This is a genomic window from Thermoflavimicrobium daqui (assembly GCF_003313465.1).
Lineage (GTDB): Bacteria > Bacillota > Bacilli > Thermoactinomycetales > Thermoactinomycetaceae > Thermoflavimicrobium > Thermoflavimicrobium daqui.
This window is the reverse complement of the sequence record NZ_KZ845665.1, coordinates 498,050-514,582: the sequence shown is the minus strand read 5'-3', so window position 1 is coordinate 514,582 and position 16,533 is coordinate 498,050. Positions and strand designations below refer to the sequence as shown.

At 38.9% G+C, this 16,533-nt stretch carries 15 protein-coding genes, 1 rRNA gene, 1 pseudogene and 1 other annotated feature; all 17 genes and pseudogenes read right to left on the bottom strand.

All coding sequences use genetic code 11. The annotated features are described in order from the left end of the window. A 16S ribosomal RNA gene (locus DL897_RS08200) occupies window positions 1-225 on the bottom strand; the annotation flags it as partial. A gap of 501 nt (window positions 226-726) precedes the next feature. Next, the gene (gene ileS, locus DL897_RS08195; RefSeq protein ID WP_113658643.1) at window positions 727-3,507 is read right to left on the bottom strand and encodes an isoleucine--tRNA ligase; all 2,781 of its coding nucleotides are present in this window, start codon (window positions 3,505-3,507) and stop codon (window positions 727-729) included. Between the two features lie 241 nt (window positions 3,508-3,748). After that, window positions 3,749-3,978 (bottom strand) — a binding site (T-box leader). A 132-nt stretch (window positions 3,979-4,110) separates the two neighbouring features. Next, complete coding sequence (locus DL897_RS19030) at window positions 4,111-5,064, bottom strand: DivIVA domain-containing protein (protein WP_420824124.1); 954 nt, start codon at window positions 5,062-5,064, stop codon at window positions 4,111-4,113. Between the two features lie 48 nt (window positions 5,065-5,112). Next, window positions 5,113-5,286: pseudogene (locus DL897_RS08185) on the bottom strand (DivIVA domain-containing protein); the annotation flags it as partial. 100 nt (window positions 5,287-5,386) lie between these two features. After that, window positions 5,387-6,172, bottom strand: a complete 786-nt coding sequence (locus DL897_RS08180; protein WP_113658642.1) for a YlmH family RNA-binding protein — start codon at window positions 6,170-6,172, stop codon at window positions 5,387-5,389. 1 nt (window position 6,173) lies between these two features. Next, window positions 6,174-6,461: a YggT family protein gene (locus DL897_RS08175; RefSeq protein WP_113658641.1), complete on the bottom strand. Its 288-nt coding sequence runs from the start codon at window positions 6,459-6,461 to the stop codon at window positions 6,174-6,176. Window positions 6,462-6,491: 30 nt separating this feature from the next. Beyond that, complete coding sequence (locus tag DL897_RS08170; RefSeq protein WP_113658640.1) at window positions 6,492-6,905, bottom strand: cell division protein SepF; 414 nt, start codon at window positions 6,903-6,905, stop codon at window positions 6,492-6,494. 16 nt (window positions 6,906-6,921) lie between these two features. Further along, window positions 6,922-7,626, bottom strand: coding sequence for a YggS family pyridoxal phosphate-dependent enzyme (locus DL897_RS08165; protein ID WP_113658639.1), 705 nt, complete (start codon window positions 7,624-7,626; stop codon window positions 6,922-6,924). Continuing rightward, window positions 7,623-8,456, bottom strand: coding sequence for a peptidoglycan editing factor PgeF (gene pgeF, locus DL897_RS08160; protein ID WP_113658638.1), 834 nt, complete (start codon window positions 8,454-8,456; stop codon window positions 7,623-7,625). Before pgeF ends, DL897_RS08165 begins: the two co-directional genes overlap by 4 nt. A gap of 118 nt (window positions 8,457-8,574) precedes the next feature. Continuing rightward, complete coding sequence (locus tag DL897_RS08155; RefSeq protein ID WP_113658637.1) at window positions 8,575-8,892, bottom strand: YlmC/YmxH family sporulation protein; 318 nt, start codon at window positions 8,890-8,892, stop codon at window positions 8,575-8,577. Between the two features lie 121 nt (window positions 8,893-9,013). Next, on the bottom strand, window positions 9,014-9,790 hold the full coding sequence (gene sigG, locus DL897_RS08150; protein WP_113658636.1) for an RNA polymerase sporulation sigma factor SigG: 777 nt from the start codon (window positions 9,788-9,790) through the stop codon (window positions 9,014-9,016). Between the two features lie 81 nt (window positions 9,791-9,871). Then, window positions 9,872-10,594 (bottom strand): RNA polymerase sporulation sigma factor SigE, encoded by a 723-nt coding sequence (gene sigE / locus DL897_RS08145; protein ID WP_113658635.1) that lies wholly within the window; start codon window positions 10,592-10,594, stop codon window positions 9,872-9,874. 24 nt (window positions 10,595-10,618) lie between these two features. Then, a complete protein-coding gene (gene spoIIGA / locus DL897_RS08140) occupies window positions 10,619-11,530 on the bottom strand; it encodes a sigma-E processing peptidase SpoIIGA (protein ID WP_113658634.1) in 912 nt (303 codons plus the stop codon). 353 nt (window positions 11,531-11,883) lie between these two features. Further along, entirely contained in the window at window positions 11,884-13,047 is a 1,164-nt protein-coding gene (ftsZ, locus tag DL897_RS08135) for a cell division protein FtsZ (protein WP_113658633.1), read from the bottom strand. Between the two features lie 148 nt (window positions 13,048-13,195). Then, window positions 13,196-14,431, bottom strand: coding sequence for a cell division protein FtsA (gene ftsA / locus DL897_RS08130; protein ID WP_113658632.1), 1,236 nt, complete (start codon window positions 14,429-14,431; stop codon window positions 13,196-13,198). 197 nt (window positions 14,432-14,628) lie between these two features. Next, window positions 14,629-15,357, bottom strand: coding sequence for a cell division protein FtsQ/DivIB (locus DL897_RS08125; protein ID WP_113658631.1), 729 nt, complete (start codon window positions 15,355-15,357; stop codon window positions 14,629-14,631). Between the two features lie 231 nt (window positions 15,358-15,588). Further along, on the bottom strand, window positions 15,589-16,497 hold the full coding sequence (murB, locus tag DL897_RS08120) for a UDP-N-acetylmuramate dehydrogenase (RefSeq protein WP_113658673.1): 909 nt from the start codon (window positions 16,495-16,497) through the stop codon (window positions 15,589-15,591). Between the last annotated feature and the right edge of the window lie 36 nt (window positions 16,498-16,533).

Here is a 16,533-nt window from a genome sequence, read left to right as displayed (position 1 = left end):
CCCTAAGTGGTCGAAACCTTTTACGATTCGCTCATGCGAGCGAAAAGATTATCTGGTATTAGCCCCGGTTTCCCGGAGTTATCCCAGTCTTAGGGGAAAGTTGCCCACGTGTTACTCACCCGTTCGCCGCTAGGAGTTTTCCCGAAGGAAAACTCCCCGCTCGACTTGCATGTATTAGGCACGCCGCCAGCGTTCATCCTGAGCCAGGATCAAACTCTCAAAAAAGTTCTTAGCGATAGCTTAGTACTTCTTGTCCCGAAATCTACGATTCTAGGGCTACCGCTACTAGTTTGATTGCTCATCAGAATTAACGAGTCATGTTTCACTCTTTAGTTTTCAAGGAACACTTTCAGTTGTTTCACCGCGTTCTTGCGGCGACGTTTAATAATATAACATGATAGTCAAAACAAGGTCAAGCGTTTTTTAGATAAAAATTTTAAATAAGAGTCTACCCTTCATTTGCTGCTTATTCCTATCGCCTAAATCAACCTATAAATGCTCTAGAAGATCCTATAAAACAAAAATCTAACCTTAAAAAAAAGATTCACAGCTTCATCTTGGAATGATCGATGATTTTAACTAATAGGTTTATTTATTTTGATCTTTAAACTTTTGTACCTAGGGTACATAAAATCTAATATTGGATACTTTTCCTAGGTATTATGTTTTATAAAAATGACCTTAAGGGCGATTAGGTACCTCTTAAGGTCATGACTTACCTACCAATTATTCACTTTCTGTCAACACACCCACATACTCTTCACGAACAGTTTGGGCACATCGACTACAAAGAGTTTCATATTCATCATCTGAGCCCACCGTAGGAGAAATAACCCAGCAGCGTTCACACTTTTCGCCTTCTGCTTCTTTAACTCTAACCACTAACTTCTGATCAGTAGGCAACTCCGCAGAGGGTGATAAAAGCTCAACATGAGAAACAATGAATAGTTGATCCAAGCGATCCAAGCGACTCAGTAGCTCATATGTTTCAGAGTTTGGTGTAATCTCTACCATAGCCCCGAGTGAGTTACCAATTATTTTTGCCGCTCGAGCTTCTTCCAATGCTTTTAATACTACATCACGTACATCTAAGAAAGCATCCCACTTTTTCTCTAACTGATCATCCAACCACTCAGGTTGCCCATTTGGATATAATTCCAGCTGGACACTTATCTCATCGGTTCCCGGAATGTGCTTCCAAACCTCATCTGCAGTATGAGGTATTAATGGACTAACTAATTTAACCAGCGCTAACATTAGCTCATACAGAACGGTTTGTGCTGAACGGCGAATAGGTGCAGCAGTTGATTCTACATATAATCGATCTTTAAGCACATCCAAATAAAACTGACTTAAAAATACTGTGCAGAATTGATGTACCGAATGATAAACTTGATGGAATTCATAGTTATCATAGCTTTTTTCTACATGTTGAATCAGACGATACAGTTTAACGAGTGTATAGCGATCCAGTTCTGTTAGTTCTGAGTACGATACTCGGTCCGTCTTTGGATCAAAGCCAGCTAAGTTCCCTAGTAGAAAACGGAAAGTATTCCGCCACTTCCGATATACTTCAGCAATTTGCTTTAAGATCGCGTCAGAAATACGCATATCTGCTTGATAGTCTACAGAAGCCACCCACAACCGTAAAATGTCTGCTCCGTACATGTTGATCACTTTTTGTGGAACAATGGTATTTCCTAGTGATTTAGACATTTTACGCCCCTCACCATCAAGGGTAAAACCATGACTTAATACTTCTTTATATGGTGCTGTTCCTCGTGTAGCCACTGCAGTTGACAAAGAGGAATTAAACCAACCTCGATACTGATCAGATCCTTCTAAATAAATATCTGCTGGCCAATGCAGTTCTGGACGTTGTTCTAGTACAGCTGCATGGCTACTACCTGAATCAAACCATACATCCATAATATCCGTTTCTTTACGAAATGCTGTCGAACCACACTTTTCACAAGAATGTCCAGCAGGCACCAACTCATTAACACTCTTAGCATACCAAGCATTAGAACCTTCTTGAGCAAATAAGTTCGCAATATGATCAATCGTTTGCTCATTGATATGTGGCTCTCCACATGCTTCACAATAGAAGATGGGTAATGGCACTCCCCAAATCCGTTGTCTAGAGATACACCAATCACCGCGATCAGCAATCATATTATGCAAGCGAACTTCGCCCCATTTGGGAATCCACTTCACCTTTTTAATTTCATCCAACATCGCTTCACGGAAGCCATCTATAGATGCAAACCACTGTTCAGTAGCTCGGAAAATAATTGGCTTTTTCGTCCGCCAGTCGTGGGGATATTGATGTTTAATAAAGTTAAGCTTGAGTAAACAACCTGCTTCTTCAAGGGTTTCTGTAACCTTTTTATTGGCATCATCATAGAAAAGCCCTTCAAAACCAGGTGCTTCCTGAGTCATACGACCCTTTTCATCGACTGGACAAAGCACACCAAGCCCATACTGCTTTCCAACATGGAAGTCTTCTTCACCGTGTCCTGGAGCAGTATGAACACAGCCGGTTCCAGCATCTAAAGTAACATGATCCCCAAAGATAATGGGGCTTTCCCGATCATAGAATGGATGGCTACACACTACTCCCGAAAGCTCTTGACCTTTCCAAGTTTGTATAATTTGGTATTCGTCGATATCACAAACTTTCATTACTTCTTCCACTAATTTACTAGCAAGTAAAAGATTTCGGCCATTAGCTTGTACAAGGCTATAGTCAAATTCTTCATTTAAGGCAATCCCTAAGTTCGCAGGTATTGTCCATGGGGTTGTGGTCCAAATAACGACATAGGTATTTTCCACTGGTACAACACCATTTCCATTTTTCACAGGAAATGCCACATAAATTGAAGGAGAGCGTTTATCATAATACTCAATTTCCGCTTCGGCTAATGCTGATTCCGAAGTGGGTGACCAGTAAACCGTTTTAAACCCTCGATAAATATGACCTTTGGCGACCATCTCACCAAATACACGAATTTGTGCTGCTTCATATTCAGGTAGCAAGGTGATATATGGATGATCCCAATCACCCCTTACACCTAGTCTTTTAAATTGCTCTCTCTGTTTATCAATAAAAGACAGAGCATATTCCCGACATTTCTCACGGAACTCCACGGGATCTACTTTTTTACGATCCACTTTCTTTTTTGTGACTACAGCATGCTCAATAGGTAATCCATGGGTATCCCAACCAGGAATATAGGGCACATCAAATCCTTTTAAAGATTTATATCGCATAATAAAATCTTTGATGATTTTATTTAATGCGTGTCCAATATGGATATCCCCGTTTGCGTAAGGTGGTCCATCATGCAAAATAAACTTTGCGTTACCTTCACGCTTCTTTCGTACTAATTGATACATGTCAACTTCTTCCCACCATTTTTGTACTTCAGGTTCGCGATTAGGAAGGTTTCCACGCATCGGAAACGCAGTCTTTGGTAGATTAAGTGTTTTACTATAATCTGGCATTTCTATTCACTCCTTCTTTAGCCTATGTAAAAATAAAAAGAGACCGCTCTCTTAACCTGTCGCTCATCGTTTCCACACTTACTCCTGCCCCATTAACAATCCATAAAACTTGTAAGATTTTAGTTCTTGGGAGAATAAGTCAATACTTCACAGAAACGATTCACAGTTTAATCTAGGAATAACCTAGCTTTTGGTCAAATGATACAACACGCTCAGAAAAATAAAAAAACCCTCTCCATCCTCTAGGGACGAGAAGGTTCCCGTGGTACCACCCTACTAGTTTCAAAAAAGAAACTCTTCTTTCGAAACCACTTTCTCATTCTTAACGTGAATGACTCGGTCTACCTTACTAAAAATTTCAGGAGACAGTTCAAGGGTGATCTTCAATAGATGCTCGGATTAGGCTCCCACCTTCCCTAATTCGCTGCTACTCGAGTCCATCTATTTACTCTTCCCTATCCTTACCATTCAACATATCAAGTTGCTATATTTGTTTAACTTCCCCATAATTCAACTTGTTCTTCTATGCCAGAGATTATAGCATAAATACAGATTAAATTCATCTCCCAAATTAGTAACTGGGAGATGAATTTTCCTTAAGTATTAAAACATTGCTTTTTTCTTTAATTTACGAGCTGTTCTTCTCAACTCACGGCGTGGTTCTTCTTCTTCCATATACGAAGCAGCTACTTCATCGATCACACTTTGTTGATCATCCATCGTTCTATAGTCATTTGCTTGATAATCATTCACTCTAAAATCATTATTTTGCATCTGCATCGAATTTGGCATTTGCATATTATTATTCATTTGCATAGGTGACGCCTGATGTTGTTGGAACTGGTGTTGCTGTAATGGTTGATGTTGCTGCTGATGTTGTTGATTTGGTTGTTGTAAGTTTTGATTTGGTTGATAATCCATAACATTTACATTGTTTTGGTTAAGGTTCATCATTTGATGCTCCATCATTTGACCTTGATGGCTTTCCAACATGTACTGATCTTGTTCAGGTGTCACAGTTTCGGTAAACTGCTCTAAATGTTTACCTCGTTCTTCTAAGTTCGTCTCAAGTTCTTCTAAGGATTCCCAATCAGAGTTCTCAAGAATGTCTAAGTGAGATTGGACTAGTGTACGGAAACGTGCACGATACACTGTCGCTTTTTGCTTGAGATCTAATAGTTCGGTATGGATAGCCCGTGCTTTTTGTAAAGCTTCATTAATAATACGATCTGCATTCTTCTCCGCTTCCTGGACGATAAGCTCAGCTTCTTTTTTCGCATTAATCCGCACTTCTTCAGCAACTTCTTGTGCAACACGAATCGACTTATGAATACTTTGCTCCATGGACGATAGAGACATTTGAGAAATTGGAGCAGGTGCATTCGTCGTAGGTAATGCTGGTTGCATTCCCGTAAACTGCTGCTGATTGTGGTTTTGCATTGCCGGGTTTTGCATTGCAGGATTTTGCATCGATGGATGCATAGGTGTATTAAGCGGTACCGTCTCAGGCTGTACTGGCGCAAACCGTTGTGTGCTTTGATGCCCCGATTGTGGCATCGTAGGCTGAGGCTCAGTATACATAGAGGAATCTCCTTGTAAGAGGCCATCGATTTGAGCTTGGAGTTCCTCCACCTGCTGTTCCAATTCTAGCTTCTCACGAGTAATAATTTCGAATTCCTTAATAATCTGGTCAAGAAAATCATTTACCTCGTCTACATCGTATCCCCGGAAAGAACGCTTAAACTCCTTATTGTGTATATCATACGCTGTTAATGCCATTTCCGCACCTCCTGGATTACTTCCATGCCTCTTTCTATTCGACAATATTAACAGATATCCTGCCCAAATGCTACCTATAACCAAAAAAAGGTGTTAATGTTTAAATTAAGTAATCTAATAGTATGATATATCTTCCTTTTTTTGTTAAGCCTTCGATATTTTTCATACAAATACGACCATATCCGCTGAGTGAGATCATATCTCCTTTACCGATTTGAAAAGAAGGATTATCTACTTGACTAAAATTCACCTTACATTTTCCATTTTTAATAAGTAGTGTTGCCTTTGCTCGAGATAAGCGATGTCCTTCTGCGAGTATTGCATCTAAACGTAAGGAAGAAACTGTAACTGCACGCGAAACAAACTCCGGTTCAGTGACAAGGAGTTCTTCTGCATTAATTTCTTTAACATTTACTGTAGTTCGTCCCACTTGGTGCAATAGTGAGCAAATATAATCAATCATTTCTGTACCTATAATACAATCACATCCATTTTCATGTGGATGGAGATCTCCTAACATCTCTCGTTTAATTCCTAAACCAAGTAACGCACCTAAAACATCTGGATGATTTAACTTTCCATGTCCGATCCGTTCAATTCGTAAGAAGGAAAGCTCAAACCAATCCGGATCTATAGGAATATGAGAGGGGCTTACAATTGCTCGGCACCTTTCTGCAGATGAATAGCCCCCACTCATCATCCAGTTTACATCGGGCTTACGTCTGATTAATGTTTCTAAAATATATTGTTCTCGTGGATTAAGAAAATGCGTCTGTATAGGCATTGATCTATTCACCGAACGATCTACAAAATCTAAAGCCCGCTGTACAAAAGGATGTTCATCGGGACGAAAGTGCATAAAAATAGAAGCTTCTCTTTTTACCATACTATCCCATAAATAACCCGGCAATATAATGAATAACTAATTGCAAACCGCTTACTAAAAATGGTAATGCAATAATTGCTAATATCGGTGATAGATCGATAAAGCCGATTGGTGGAATAATCCTACGAAAAACAGATAGATAAGGCTCACAAATTCGCGAAAGAAAAACACCCACAGGTGAATCCTTGACATTAGGTAACCATGACATCAAAACATATATAACGATAATAAACTGATAAATATTACTTCCCCAATTTAGTATGAGATCAATCAAATACAATGTTGTCATTCGAGATCCGTCACCCCGATCCTACCCACATTAAAAAGTGTCATCTTGGAGTATCTCAGTAATCGTTCCTTGTACATCTACATTAGCAGGGGTACATATAAAAATATGTGGCCCAAGTTTTTGGATTTGTCCCCCCAAAGCATAAACAGTCCCACCTAAAAAATCAACAATGCGTAAAGCCTGATCTCTACGGACACGTTGTAAGTTAACTACAACGGGGCGATGAGACTTTAAATTATCCGATATTTCTTGCGCTTCCTCATATGCACGTGGCTCAAATAAAACTAAGCGAATATTTTTTTGAGTGTGCAAGGATACGATATTACTTTTCCCTTTTGGCGGTGGTGTTTGTTGTGATTCCATATCCACTTCCTCTTCTTCATAATGATGATCTTCATCTTCATTGACACCAAAAAAACCTTTAATTCGATTCATCATACTCATGAAATTTAGTCCCTCCTCATAGATTACCTCCTCGTTTATATCCTCCTACAAGAATCGAACCAAGTCGAATCCATGTTGCTCCTTCTTCTATCGCTATGTCAAAATCTTGAGACATACCCATAGACAAGTGAGGAACTTGCAAACGAGGATTGTCTAATTTCTGTAGTCGTTGCTGTAGCCTTTTTAATTCACGAAATACTGGACGAACCTCTTCTGTTCGTTCTAGTTTGGGAGCCATCGTCATAAGACCTACTACTTCAATTTGTGAAAGATTCGCCACTTCTTTCGCAAATTCATCCAATTGATTTGGAGAAATACCATATTTCGATTCTTCTCCAGAAACATTAACCTGTAAGAAACAACGCACGTTTATTTCTTTTTGTAGAGCACGTTTATTTACCTCTTCTGCTAATGAAAAACGATCTAAAGAGTGTAGATATTGAAATCTCCCAATAACATCTTTGACTTTATTACGTTGTAAATGACCAATAAAATGCCAAATTCCACGATTACCTAGATTTTTCCATTTCGGAACTGCATCTTGCACTCGACTCTCACCAACGTGCACGAATCCGGTATCTAGTACTTGTTTCGTTTCTTCCAAATCTAAATACTTAGTGACAGCTACAACATGTAGATCTTGTGGATCTCGACCTACTCGATGACAAGCTTCATGTATCCTAGTTCGAACTTGATCCCACCCATAATTTAATTCGTTCATGAAGATCTCCTTTCCTTCTTTCCAATCCACGCAACCATGCGCCCTGTATTACCCTGATCTCGGCGATGCGAGTAAAAATAATCTAGATCACAGCTTGTACACCAAGATGAGATAATAAGATGTTGTGGATTAATGCCATTTTTAAGAAAAATTGCTGCGTTAGCTTGTTTAAGATCTAACTGCCACTTACTATGATTATTTCTTTTAGCAATTGTAGGTTTTAATTCATCAGACTGTAGAATGGAACGAAGGGGTTGGATCACTTTTTCATCTACTTCATAACAACAACCACCAATTGATGGTCCAATTGCAACACGGATATTTTTTAGGTTAGCTCCTAACTCAACTAAATTTTGAAGCATCTTCTCTCCAATGCCAGCAACTGTTCCTTTCCAACCAGCATGAGCTACTCCTACCCAATCTAAATCAGGGCTATAAAAAAAGAGTGGTACACAGTCCGCATAATAAGATGTAAGTAAAATATCTGTTTCTCCAGTTAATAGTCCATCTGTATCCGAAAACGCTGTTTCGCGCACTTCTCGTCCTTTTCCACGCTGATCTGAATGTACCACTTCAATATGTACCCCATGTACTTGTTCTCCACAAGTCCATGAAGCAAAGGATACTCCTAGCGCTTCTGATAATTGCTTTCTATTGTATATCACTTTTGCTGGATTATCTCCAACATGAAGGGCGTAATTACACGTACTCCAATCTTCTTGTGGTTTTCTTGCACTAAAGCCAACTTGGAGATGTGGAAATTCCTTTTTCCAAGGTGCTAGAGAAAAGAAAGGAAGCCCTTTTTTGCTTTGAAATAAAAATGGTTCCATGTATTCCCCTCCCTGTTTCATCTTATCATATCTCTATACATAGACAAAGAGTTAGATATCAGGAGAAAGCCTTTTCATAAGTAGATAAATCTTATATTTGGATCCATGTACTGTCGACTTAATCCCCATTAGCCCTCGAAATGTGCTTCTCATGAGTCGGCAGTTGAGTGAAAGGACGATTCAATAAGCTAGGAGATTCATGTGAATCTAAACGCACCAAAATAACATCGGAGCCTATTTTAATAATTTGTTTCCAAGGAATTACCCATTCTTGTCCTCCAGAAAACCATCCAAAAAAGCGAGTTTCACTTGGCACAATCACAGCCTTTATTACTCCTTGACGCAAATCTAGCTCCAAATCATGAATTTGTCCTAGCTTTCGTCCATCAATAATATTAACCACATCTTTCGCTTGTAGCTCAGAAATTTTTATCATTGACCCGTCACTCCGCTCTCCATTTTTATTTCATATATATGAAGATGCAAGATAAAATGTACAAGAATACTCACAATAAAAAAGTTCCAACGTTTTCCAAGTTGGAACACTAAATAACTTTTTAATGAATGTATTTATACATTTGACTAACCGCTGCTTTTTCAAGGCGAGATACTTGTGCCTGTGAAATACCAATCTCTTCTGCAACTTCCATCTGTGTTTTTCCTTCAAAAAAGCGCATGGATAAAATCATCTTCTCACGTTCATTTAGCTTACTCATCGCTTCTTTCAGAGCAATTTCTTCCAACCATTGTATGTCTTTGGTTCGATCATCACTTAGCTGATCCATCACAAAAATTGGATCGCCACCATCCTGATAAACTGGTTCAAATAGGGAAACTGGATCTTGGATAGCATCTAATGCAAAAACAACATCCTCTTTAGGTACATTAAGTTCCTCAGAAATCTCATGAATGGTTGGTTCACGTGAATATTGATTGGTCAATTGATCTCGTATTTGAAGAGCCTTATAAGCAATATCTCGAAGTGAACGAGATACACGAATAGGATTGTTATCACGTAAGTACCGTCTTATTTCACCAATAATCATCGGAACCGCATAAGTCGAAAACTTTACATTCTGGCTCAAATCAAAATTATCAATGGCTTTCATTAAACCAATACAGCCTACTTGAAATAGATCATCTACACATTCTCCACGATTATTAAAACGCTGAATTACACTTAAAACTAAGCGCAAATTTCCATTCACCAGTTTTTCTCGTGCAGAACGATCCCCTGATTGCAATTCGCGAAACAATACACGCATCTCTGGATTCTTTAATACAGGTAATTTAGATGTATCTACACCACATATTTCTACTTTGTTTCGCGCCATAAATGTTCCCTCCTCAGGATGGTTTCATGTTCAGTATCTCCTGAGAAAGGAATTTTATAATCGAATAAAATTTACATGAAATTATACCATTTTATTGAATTCTTTACGCAATCTCTTAATAATCCTTTTCTCTAATCGGGAAATATAAGATTGCGAGATACCCAATAAATCTGCTACATCTTTCTGTGTTTTCTCTTCTCCACCATCTAAACCGAAGCGAAGCTCTACGATTTTTCTTTCACGATCTGATAAACTTGATAAAGCGGTATGAAGTATCTTCCGATCCACTTGGTCTTCGATATCTCTGTAAATAGTATCATTTTCTGTGCCAAGCACATCTGAAAGAAGGAGTTCATTCCCATCCCAATCTGTATTGAGTGGTTCGTCAAATGAAACTTCGGAGCGTATTTTGTTGTTGCGTCGTAAAAACATGAGTATTTCATTTTCGATACAGCGAGATGCATAGGTCGCTAACTTGATTTTTTTGTGGGGATCAAATGTGTTGACAGCTTTGATCAGGCCAATTGTTCCAATAGAAATTAAATCTTCAATGTTGATACCTGTGTTTTCAAACTTACGAGCGATATAAACAACCAAACGTAAATTTCTTTCTATTAGCATTCCTCGTACAGCACTATCACCATCTGGTAGTAAGTTTAATAAATGTGCTTCTTCTTCGCGAGAAAGTGGAGGTGGTAAAGCCTCATTACCTCCAATGTAATAAATTTCTTCACCTTTAAATCCCCATTGTAATAAAAAACGGTACCAAAAAAGCTGAACAAATAATTTGAATTTGATCAGCATAAGCAAGCCTCCTCCTGAATAAGCCTAACTTACCACTGAGATACAAGAAGGATGGATAATAGCCTGGTATGTTCCATCTGATGAAAGACTCCCGACATCTATACCTATGAGTACTTTACCAACATTATTCCATCCATCGTCTTGCCAAATTTCTACTTGATCTGGTTTGAATGTAATCATCATATCTGTCTGACTTCCTGCAACCCGATATGGAATTAATTTGACTCTTACCATCCATTCAGGTGGCAAATCTCCCCAGCCATTTTCCCAATCTTTTTCTTTAACCATTTGAATTAATGCAATCGGAATTTTTTCTTCAAGCTGTTTTAATTCAACTAACATCACGGGAGAACGTGTAATGGGATCACGGAGTTGGTTTCCCGTATCGATTAATCCTGTACACTCTAGATATTCTCCTTTGATCTGAATTCTCACTGGTAGTAAATAACTTGCGATTCTCCGCTGCTGTTCCAAAGACCCAAAAGTAAGCTTAGCGTAGATCCATATCAATGGAAAACTAATCATTATAAATCCCCAAGAAACAGGGGAACCCCACCCAGCTGCTGTTTCTGTAAAAAAAATACCTCCAGCTATTTGCTGTTCTCCTGTCCAAAAAAAATGCAGAGCGATCAATGCACCACCTGTTAAGAAGCATACAAAATAGAAAACACCCAGTGTTCGTAGAAAAGCGAATAAATGAAGGAATCCAAACGCAACCCAAATCATGATAAAAGAGGTAATTAGTTTTGCTGGAAGAGAATAAATCAAATGGAACTTTGGCCAAAGATGAAGGGTTGCATAAGCACCTCCAATGACTGCTGCAATAAGTAGCCTCCAAACATTAATTTTTTGTTTTCGAATAATTGATGTCAGCCAAAGAAGCAAAAAGTCAAAAAGCCCGTTGAGGAGGAAAACCACATCTGCATAAACAGTCAGATTTCATCCCCTCCCCATTTTCCCATATTTTATATATAGACCCAGTATATACCTATTACTATTTCAAAGTCTGTCAAAACTTGCTTGCAAGACACCCATTTTTTTTGTCGAAGAGCAGGAATCTTTCGTTATTTTTGTTTAAAATATAGAGCTCTTCGATCTTTTATATGAAAGGGAATGACTCAAAAATCCTAGTATCATTTTTACTAGACTCAAATTTCCATTGATTAAGAAGCAAAATAGTAAAAGCCTGTATCACTTGATATATGATACAGGCACTTATTAAGGATGATGACATAAATAAAAGGCCTTTAGTTTACTTTATTCCCCAAAGGCCTTAGCAGATCCGCTTTTTACTTCTTATTGGTTTTATTAATACGAAGAAAGGTCGGGATATCGATAATCTCTTGCTTATTCGAGTTATAAAATTGCTCTGTATAGTTTAACCGTTCATTAACTGGAGCTAAATTTGGAGGTTTTTTAGTTGATGTGCTATTCAAATTTTCGCCACCAAAGATAGGCTTTTTATGTGAATGTATTGACGTTTTTTCTTGTTGATTTTCATCAAAGCCTGTTGCAATCACTGTGACATAAATTTCATCTTTTAATTCTTCATTAATTACTGCACCAAAAATCATATTCACTTCGGGATGGGATGCTTGTGTTACAATATCGGCAGCTTCATTAACCTCGAACAAGCTTAAATTAATCCCACCTGTGATATTCATTAAAACACCTCGCGCTCCATTGATCGAAGTTTCTAAGAGCGGGCTACAAATTGCTTTTTTTGCAGCTTCAGCGGCTCGGTTCTCTCCTGTAGCTTGTCCGATTCCCATTAGAGCGGAGCCTCTTTCGGTCATAATGGTTTTTACATCTGCAAAATCTAAGTTAATGAGTCCAGGAACAGCAATCAGATCCGATATTCCTTGTACACCTTGTCTCAAGACATTATCCGCTTCTCGAAAAGATTCGAGTAAAGGAGTATTCTTATCTACAATTTCAAGCAAACGATCATTGGGAATAATGATGAGAGTATCTACATTTTCTTTCAGAGCTTGTACCCCTTGATCAGCTTGTAATGCTCTTTTTCTCCCTTCAAAAGTGAAGGGTTTGGTAACTACACCAACCGTAAGCGAACCTAGATCTCTGGCAATCGCTGCAATTTCCGGAGCAGCTCCCGTTCCTGTACCTCCTCCCATTCCCGCTGTTACAAAAACCATATCTGCACCCTTTAAGACGTTTTCGATCTGTTCACGACTTTCTTCAGCAGCCTTTTTTCCAATTTCCGGCTTAGCACCTGCTCCCAAACCTCGTGTCAGCTTTTCACCTATCTGTAATTTCACTGGTGCTTTAGAACGATTAAGTGCTTGAGCATCTGTATTAACGGCAATAAATTCGACACCTTGTACTCCCGCTTCAATCATTCGATTGACCGCATTACTACCTCCACCCCCTACGCCAATCACCTTAATCTGCGCAATTTGATCCATTTCTATTTCAATATCAAAACCTAACATAACTTTGTCCCTCCAATACTTAACTTTACATCTATCCATTTGAAAAGGGCTGAACCCTTCCGAATAACGTTCAGCACAAAAGTCTCTTTTATTTCATTGCCTATGTAGACAATTACGCAAAAGTCTCTTATGGCCGGCGTAGATTTGATTAAATAAATTCACTTAACCAAGTTTTTACACGCTGGAGAGGTGAAAAACCACGTGATTTTTTTGTGCGGGAGTCTTCTAACATGGTAGCTTGCGTCTGGATTCGTCCCGTTTTTTGAAGGTAATGAAGCATACTAATACCTCCAGTATAGGAAGGATCTTGAATTCCTATATTTTCGGGTGTAGCAATCCGAACAGCTGAGCCTAGCTGTTTCTGGGCTACGTGTAAAATGTGGGACGTTGACATAACTCCCCCTGTTAACACATATCCCCCTGCAGGCTCCTCTAAAAACCCCATTGTTTTTACTTGTTGTTTAATCAGCTGAAACATTTCCGAAATCCTCGGCTCAATAATCTGAGCTAACTCCATTTGTGAAATCGTCATCTCTTTGCTACTACCAATCATCTCAACAGTAAATGTCTCGTTTTTTGTAGCATTCTCTTTACTAGCACAACCATGTTTTACCTTAATTTGTTCAGCCAATTCTGATTGTGTGCGAAGACCAAATGCAATGTCATGGGTGATATATTCACCACCGATTGGAATTACTGCCGTACCTGCTAAATGGCCTTGCTCAAAAATGGTAAGGGATGTTGTACCTCCCCCCATATCTACCATGACACAACCTAAATTCTTCTCATCCTCCGATAAGCAAAGTTCACTAACTGCAAGTGGAAGAAAAACAATTCCTGCTACCTGTACAGATGCTTTTTCTACGCATCGTAGTAAGTTGTGTATCATCGTTTTGGCGCCTGTTACAATGATGGCTTCCACTTCTAACCTTACACCGATCATACCATTTGGATCTCGAATATCCTTCAGACCATCAACAATAAACTGCTTAGGTATAACCTCAATGATCCTTCGCTCTGGAGGTAAAGCTATCACTTTCGCTGCCTGTAGAACCCGCTCTACATCGGGTAAACCTATCTCGCGATCCTCATTTGAAATAGCCACAACACCATGACTTTGCTGCAAAGAAACATGGTTACCTGAAACTCCTACATACACTTCTGAAATCTCTATCCCAACCATCCGCTCAGCATGTTCAATGGCTCGCTGGATCGACTGAACGGCATGATCGATATTAACGATGGCCCCCTTCTTCATTCCCTGCGTTGCAGCAGTTCCAATACCGACAATATGTGTGGTACCATCAGAATTAATTTCCGCAATGATGACACGAACCTGGGATGTTCCCACATCGATCGTCACAATAAAATCTTCAGTACTCACCTTGGGCACCTCCTTGCCCCAGAATCAATTTCATCATGAATCATTTTTAATCCTTTCTCTAGGGAATGGGAGGAAAACTGTTACAACTGAGTAATTCAACAATAATCAAGTTATCCCTCTTAAATTCCCAATTTTTCTAGTTATTAAGATACCTATTATTGTAAGTATAGGAAATTAAAATAATATCTCCTATCTACCTACATTTTGTTTTTAGTCATTTTTTTCGGTGTAAACCAAATACTTTCCAATAAATATATCGTTCCACTCGGGTGATTGCGAAAAGCTGAATAAAGCTTTAGTTTTTGATGTAACTCATGTACACGGACAAATATATCATGTTGACGTGTGCTACGTAGAATGATTTGATCAGGTAAATGTGGGGCAGGCTGTATCCAAACAATTTCTTGCTGTAGTTCTCTAGGGAGGGTGGATAATTGTTTAATGGTTAAAATAGCGGTAGCATTGAGTGAATCCCAGCCATCTAATATCGGCTTTGAGCTATGAAAATTCTTTTTCATAGGCACCTTTACACCATTTTCTAATAAAGGCTGTAGCTTTCCATCCTTTGTTCGCCATAAGGCTACAACCGGATATTCCTGCACTTGTATGTATAATTTACTTGGAAACAGCTGATTGACATGCACTTGTTTAATCACGGGTAATTTTTCCAGAATACTTTTTGCTTTTTCTGCATTAAAATGAAAGAAAGACATTCCTTGAATTGCACCAATTCTTTTCATAACTTCACGATCTGATAAGAATTGATTTCCTTGAATTTCAATCTTTTCTACCCTACTAAAAGGCGAGTGCAAAAATAACATACACATTAAAATCGAAAAAAACAAGAAGATTAAACAATATAGCCATGATGGAGAGGCTGATTTCGATTTAAACCTCCATCTTAAAGGAGGAACTCTCCCATTCACAGACACTGCTCCTTTCTTCCCATCTACCTTTCACTCTCGTTCGGTATCTCCCTCCAAGGGTTCATTAGAGAATCTTCCCTATATATTACCATAAAAAAAAGAGAAAATTGATGCCTTCCCATAAAAAAGCCCTATACACACAAAAAAATCAGAATAGATAGCCAATTAGAAGAGCCAGCCCTCCTCTTGCTTATACATGCTTTAAAGCAAGGAGAAAGCTGGCTTCATTTATTATTCTTCACCAATCACTTGTACTTCTGGCACTAACTTAACTTCATACTTTTCTTCGATCGTTTTCATGATATGTTGAATTAAAGACAATACATCACTCGCAGTTGCTTGCCCACGGTTAATAATAAAGTTTCCATGTAAAGTGGATACTTCAGCATCACCGATTCGAAATCCTTTTAACCCTGCATCTTGTATTAAACGACCTGCATAGTCACCAGGCGGGTTACGAAAGACACTTCCAGCACAAGGAAATTGTAGGGGCTGTGTTTGGCGACGGCGATCTTTAAAGTTGGCCAGTGCAGCCACAATTTCCTTTTCATCTCCCTCTTTTAATTGGAAGGTCGCTTCAGTAACGATCCCTCTAAGTTTATTTTGTAAGATCGATGTACGATATTTAAACTTTAATTCCTTGTTAGAAAGGGTTACCCATTCACCGCTGTCCAATAAAACTTCTGCTGAAACGAGTACACGTGAAATTTCGGAACCATGTGCTCCAGCATTCATATAGACAGCTCCACCAACATTCCCAGGAATTCCACCAGCAAATTCCAGTCCAGTGAGTCCTTGTTTAGCTGTTTTTGTAGCTAGTAAAATCGTTGAATAACCTCCACCAGCCGTCACTTTCGTTCCATCTATTTTTAAATAATCAAATCCATCGTCCAATTTAATGACTACACCCCGAATCCCACCATCACGAACTAACAAATTGGATCCTCGTCCAATTGCTCTCCATGGGATTTGATGCTTATACATGATTTTCATTGCCTCTTCTAATTCTTTTCTACTAGTAGGGCAAATCAATACATCAGCAGGTCCGCCTACCTTCCATGTGGTATGACGGGACAACGGCTCATTTGCTCGTACTTCTTTTATTCCACAACTTGCAAGCTCTTCGATTATCGTTTGCATCATCAATAGCGTCCCTCCTTACTGGACCTGAATATG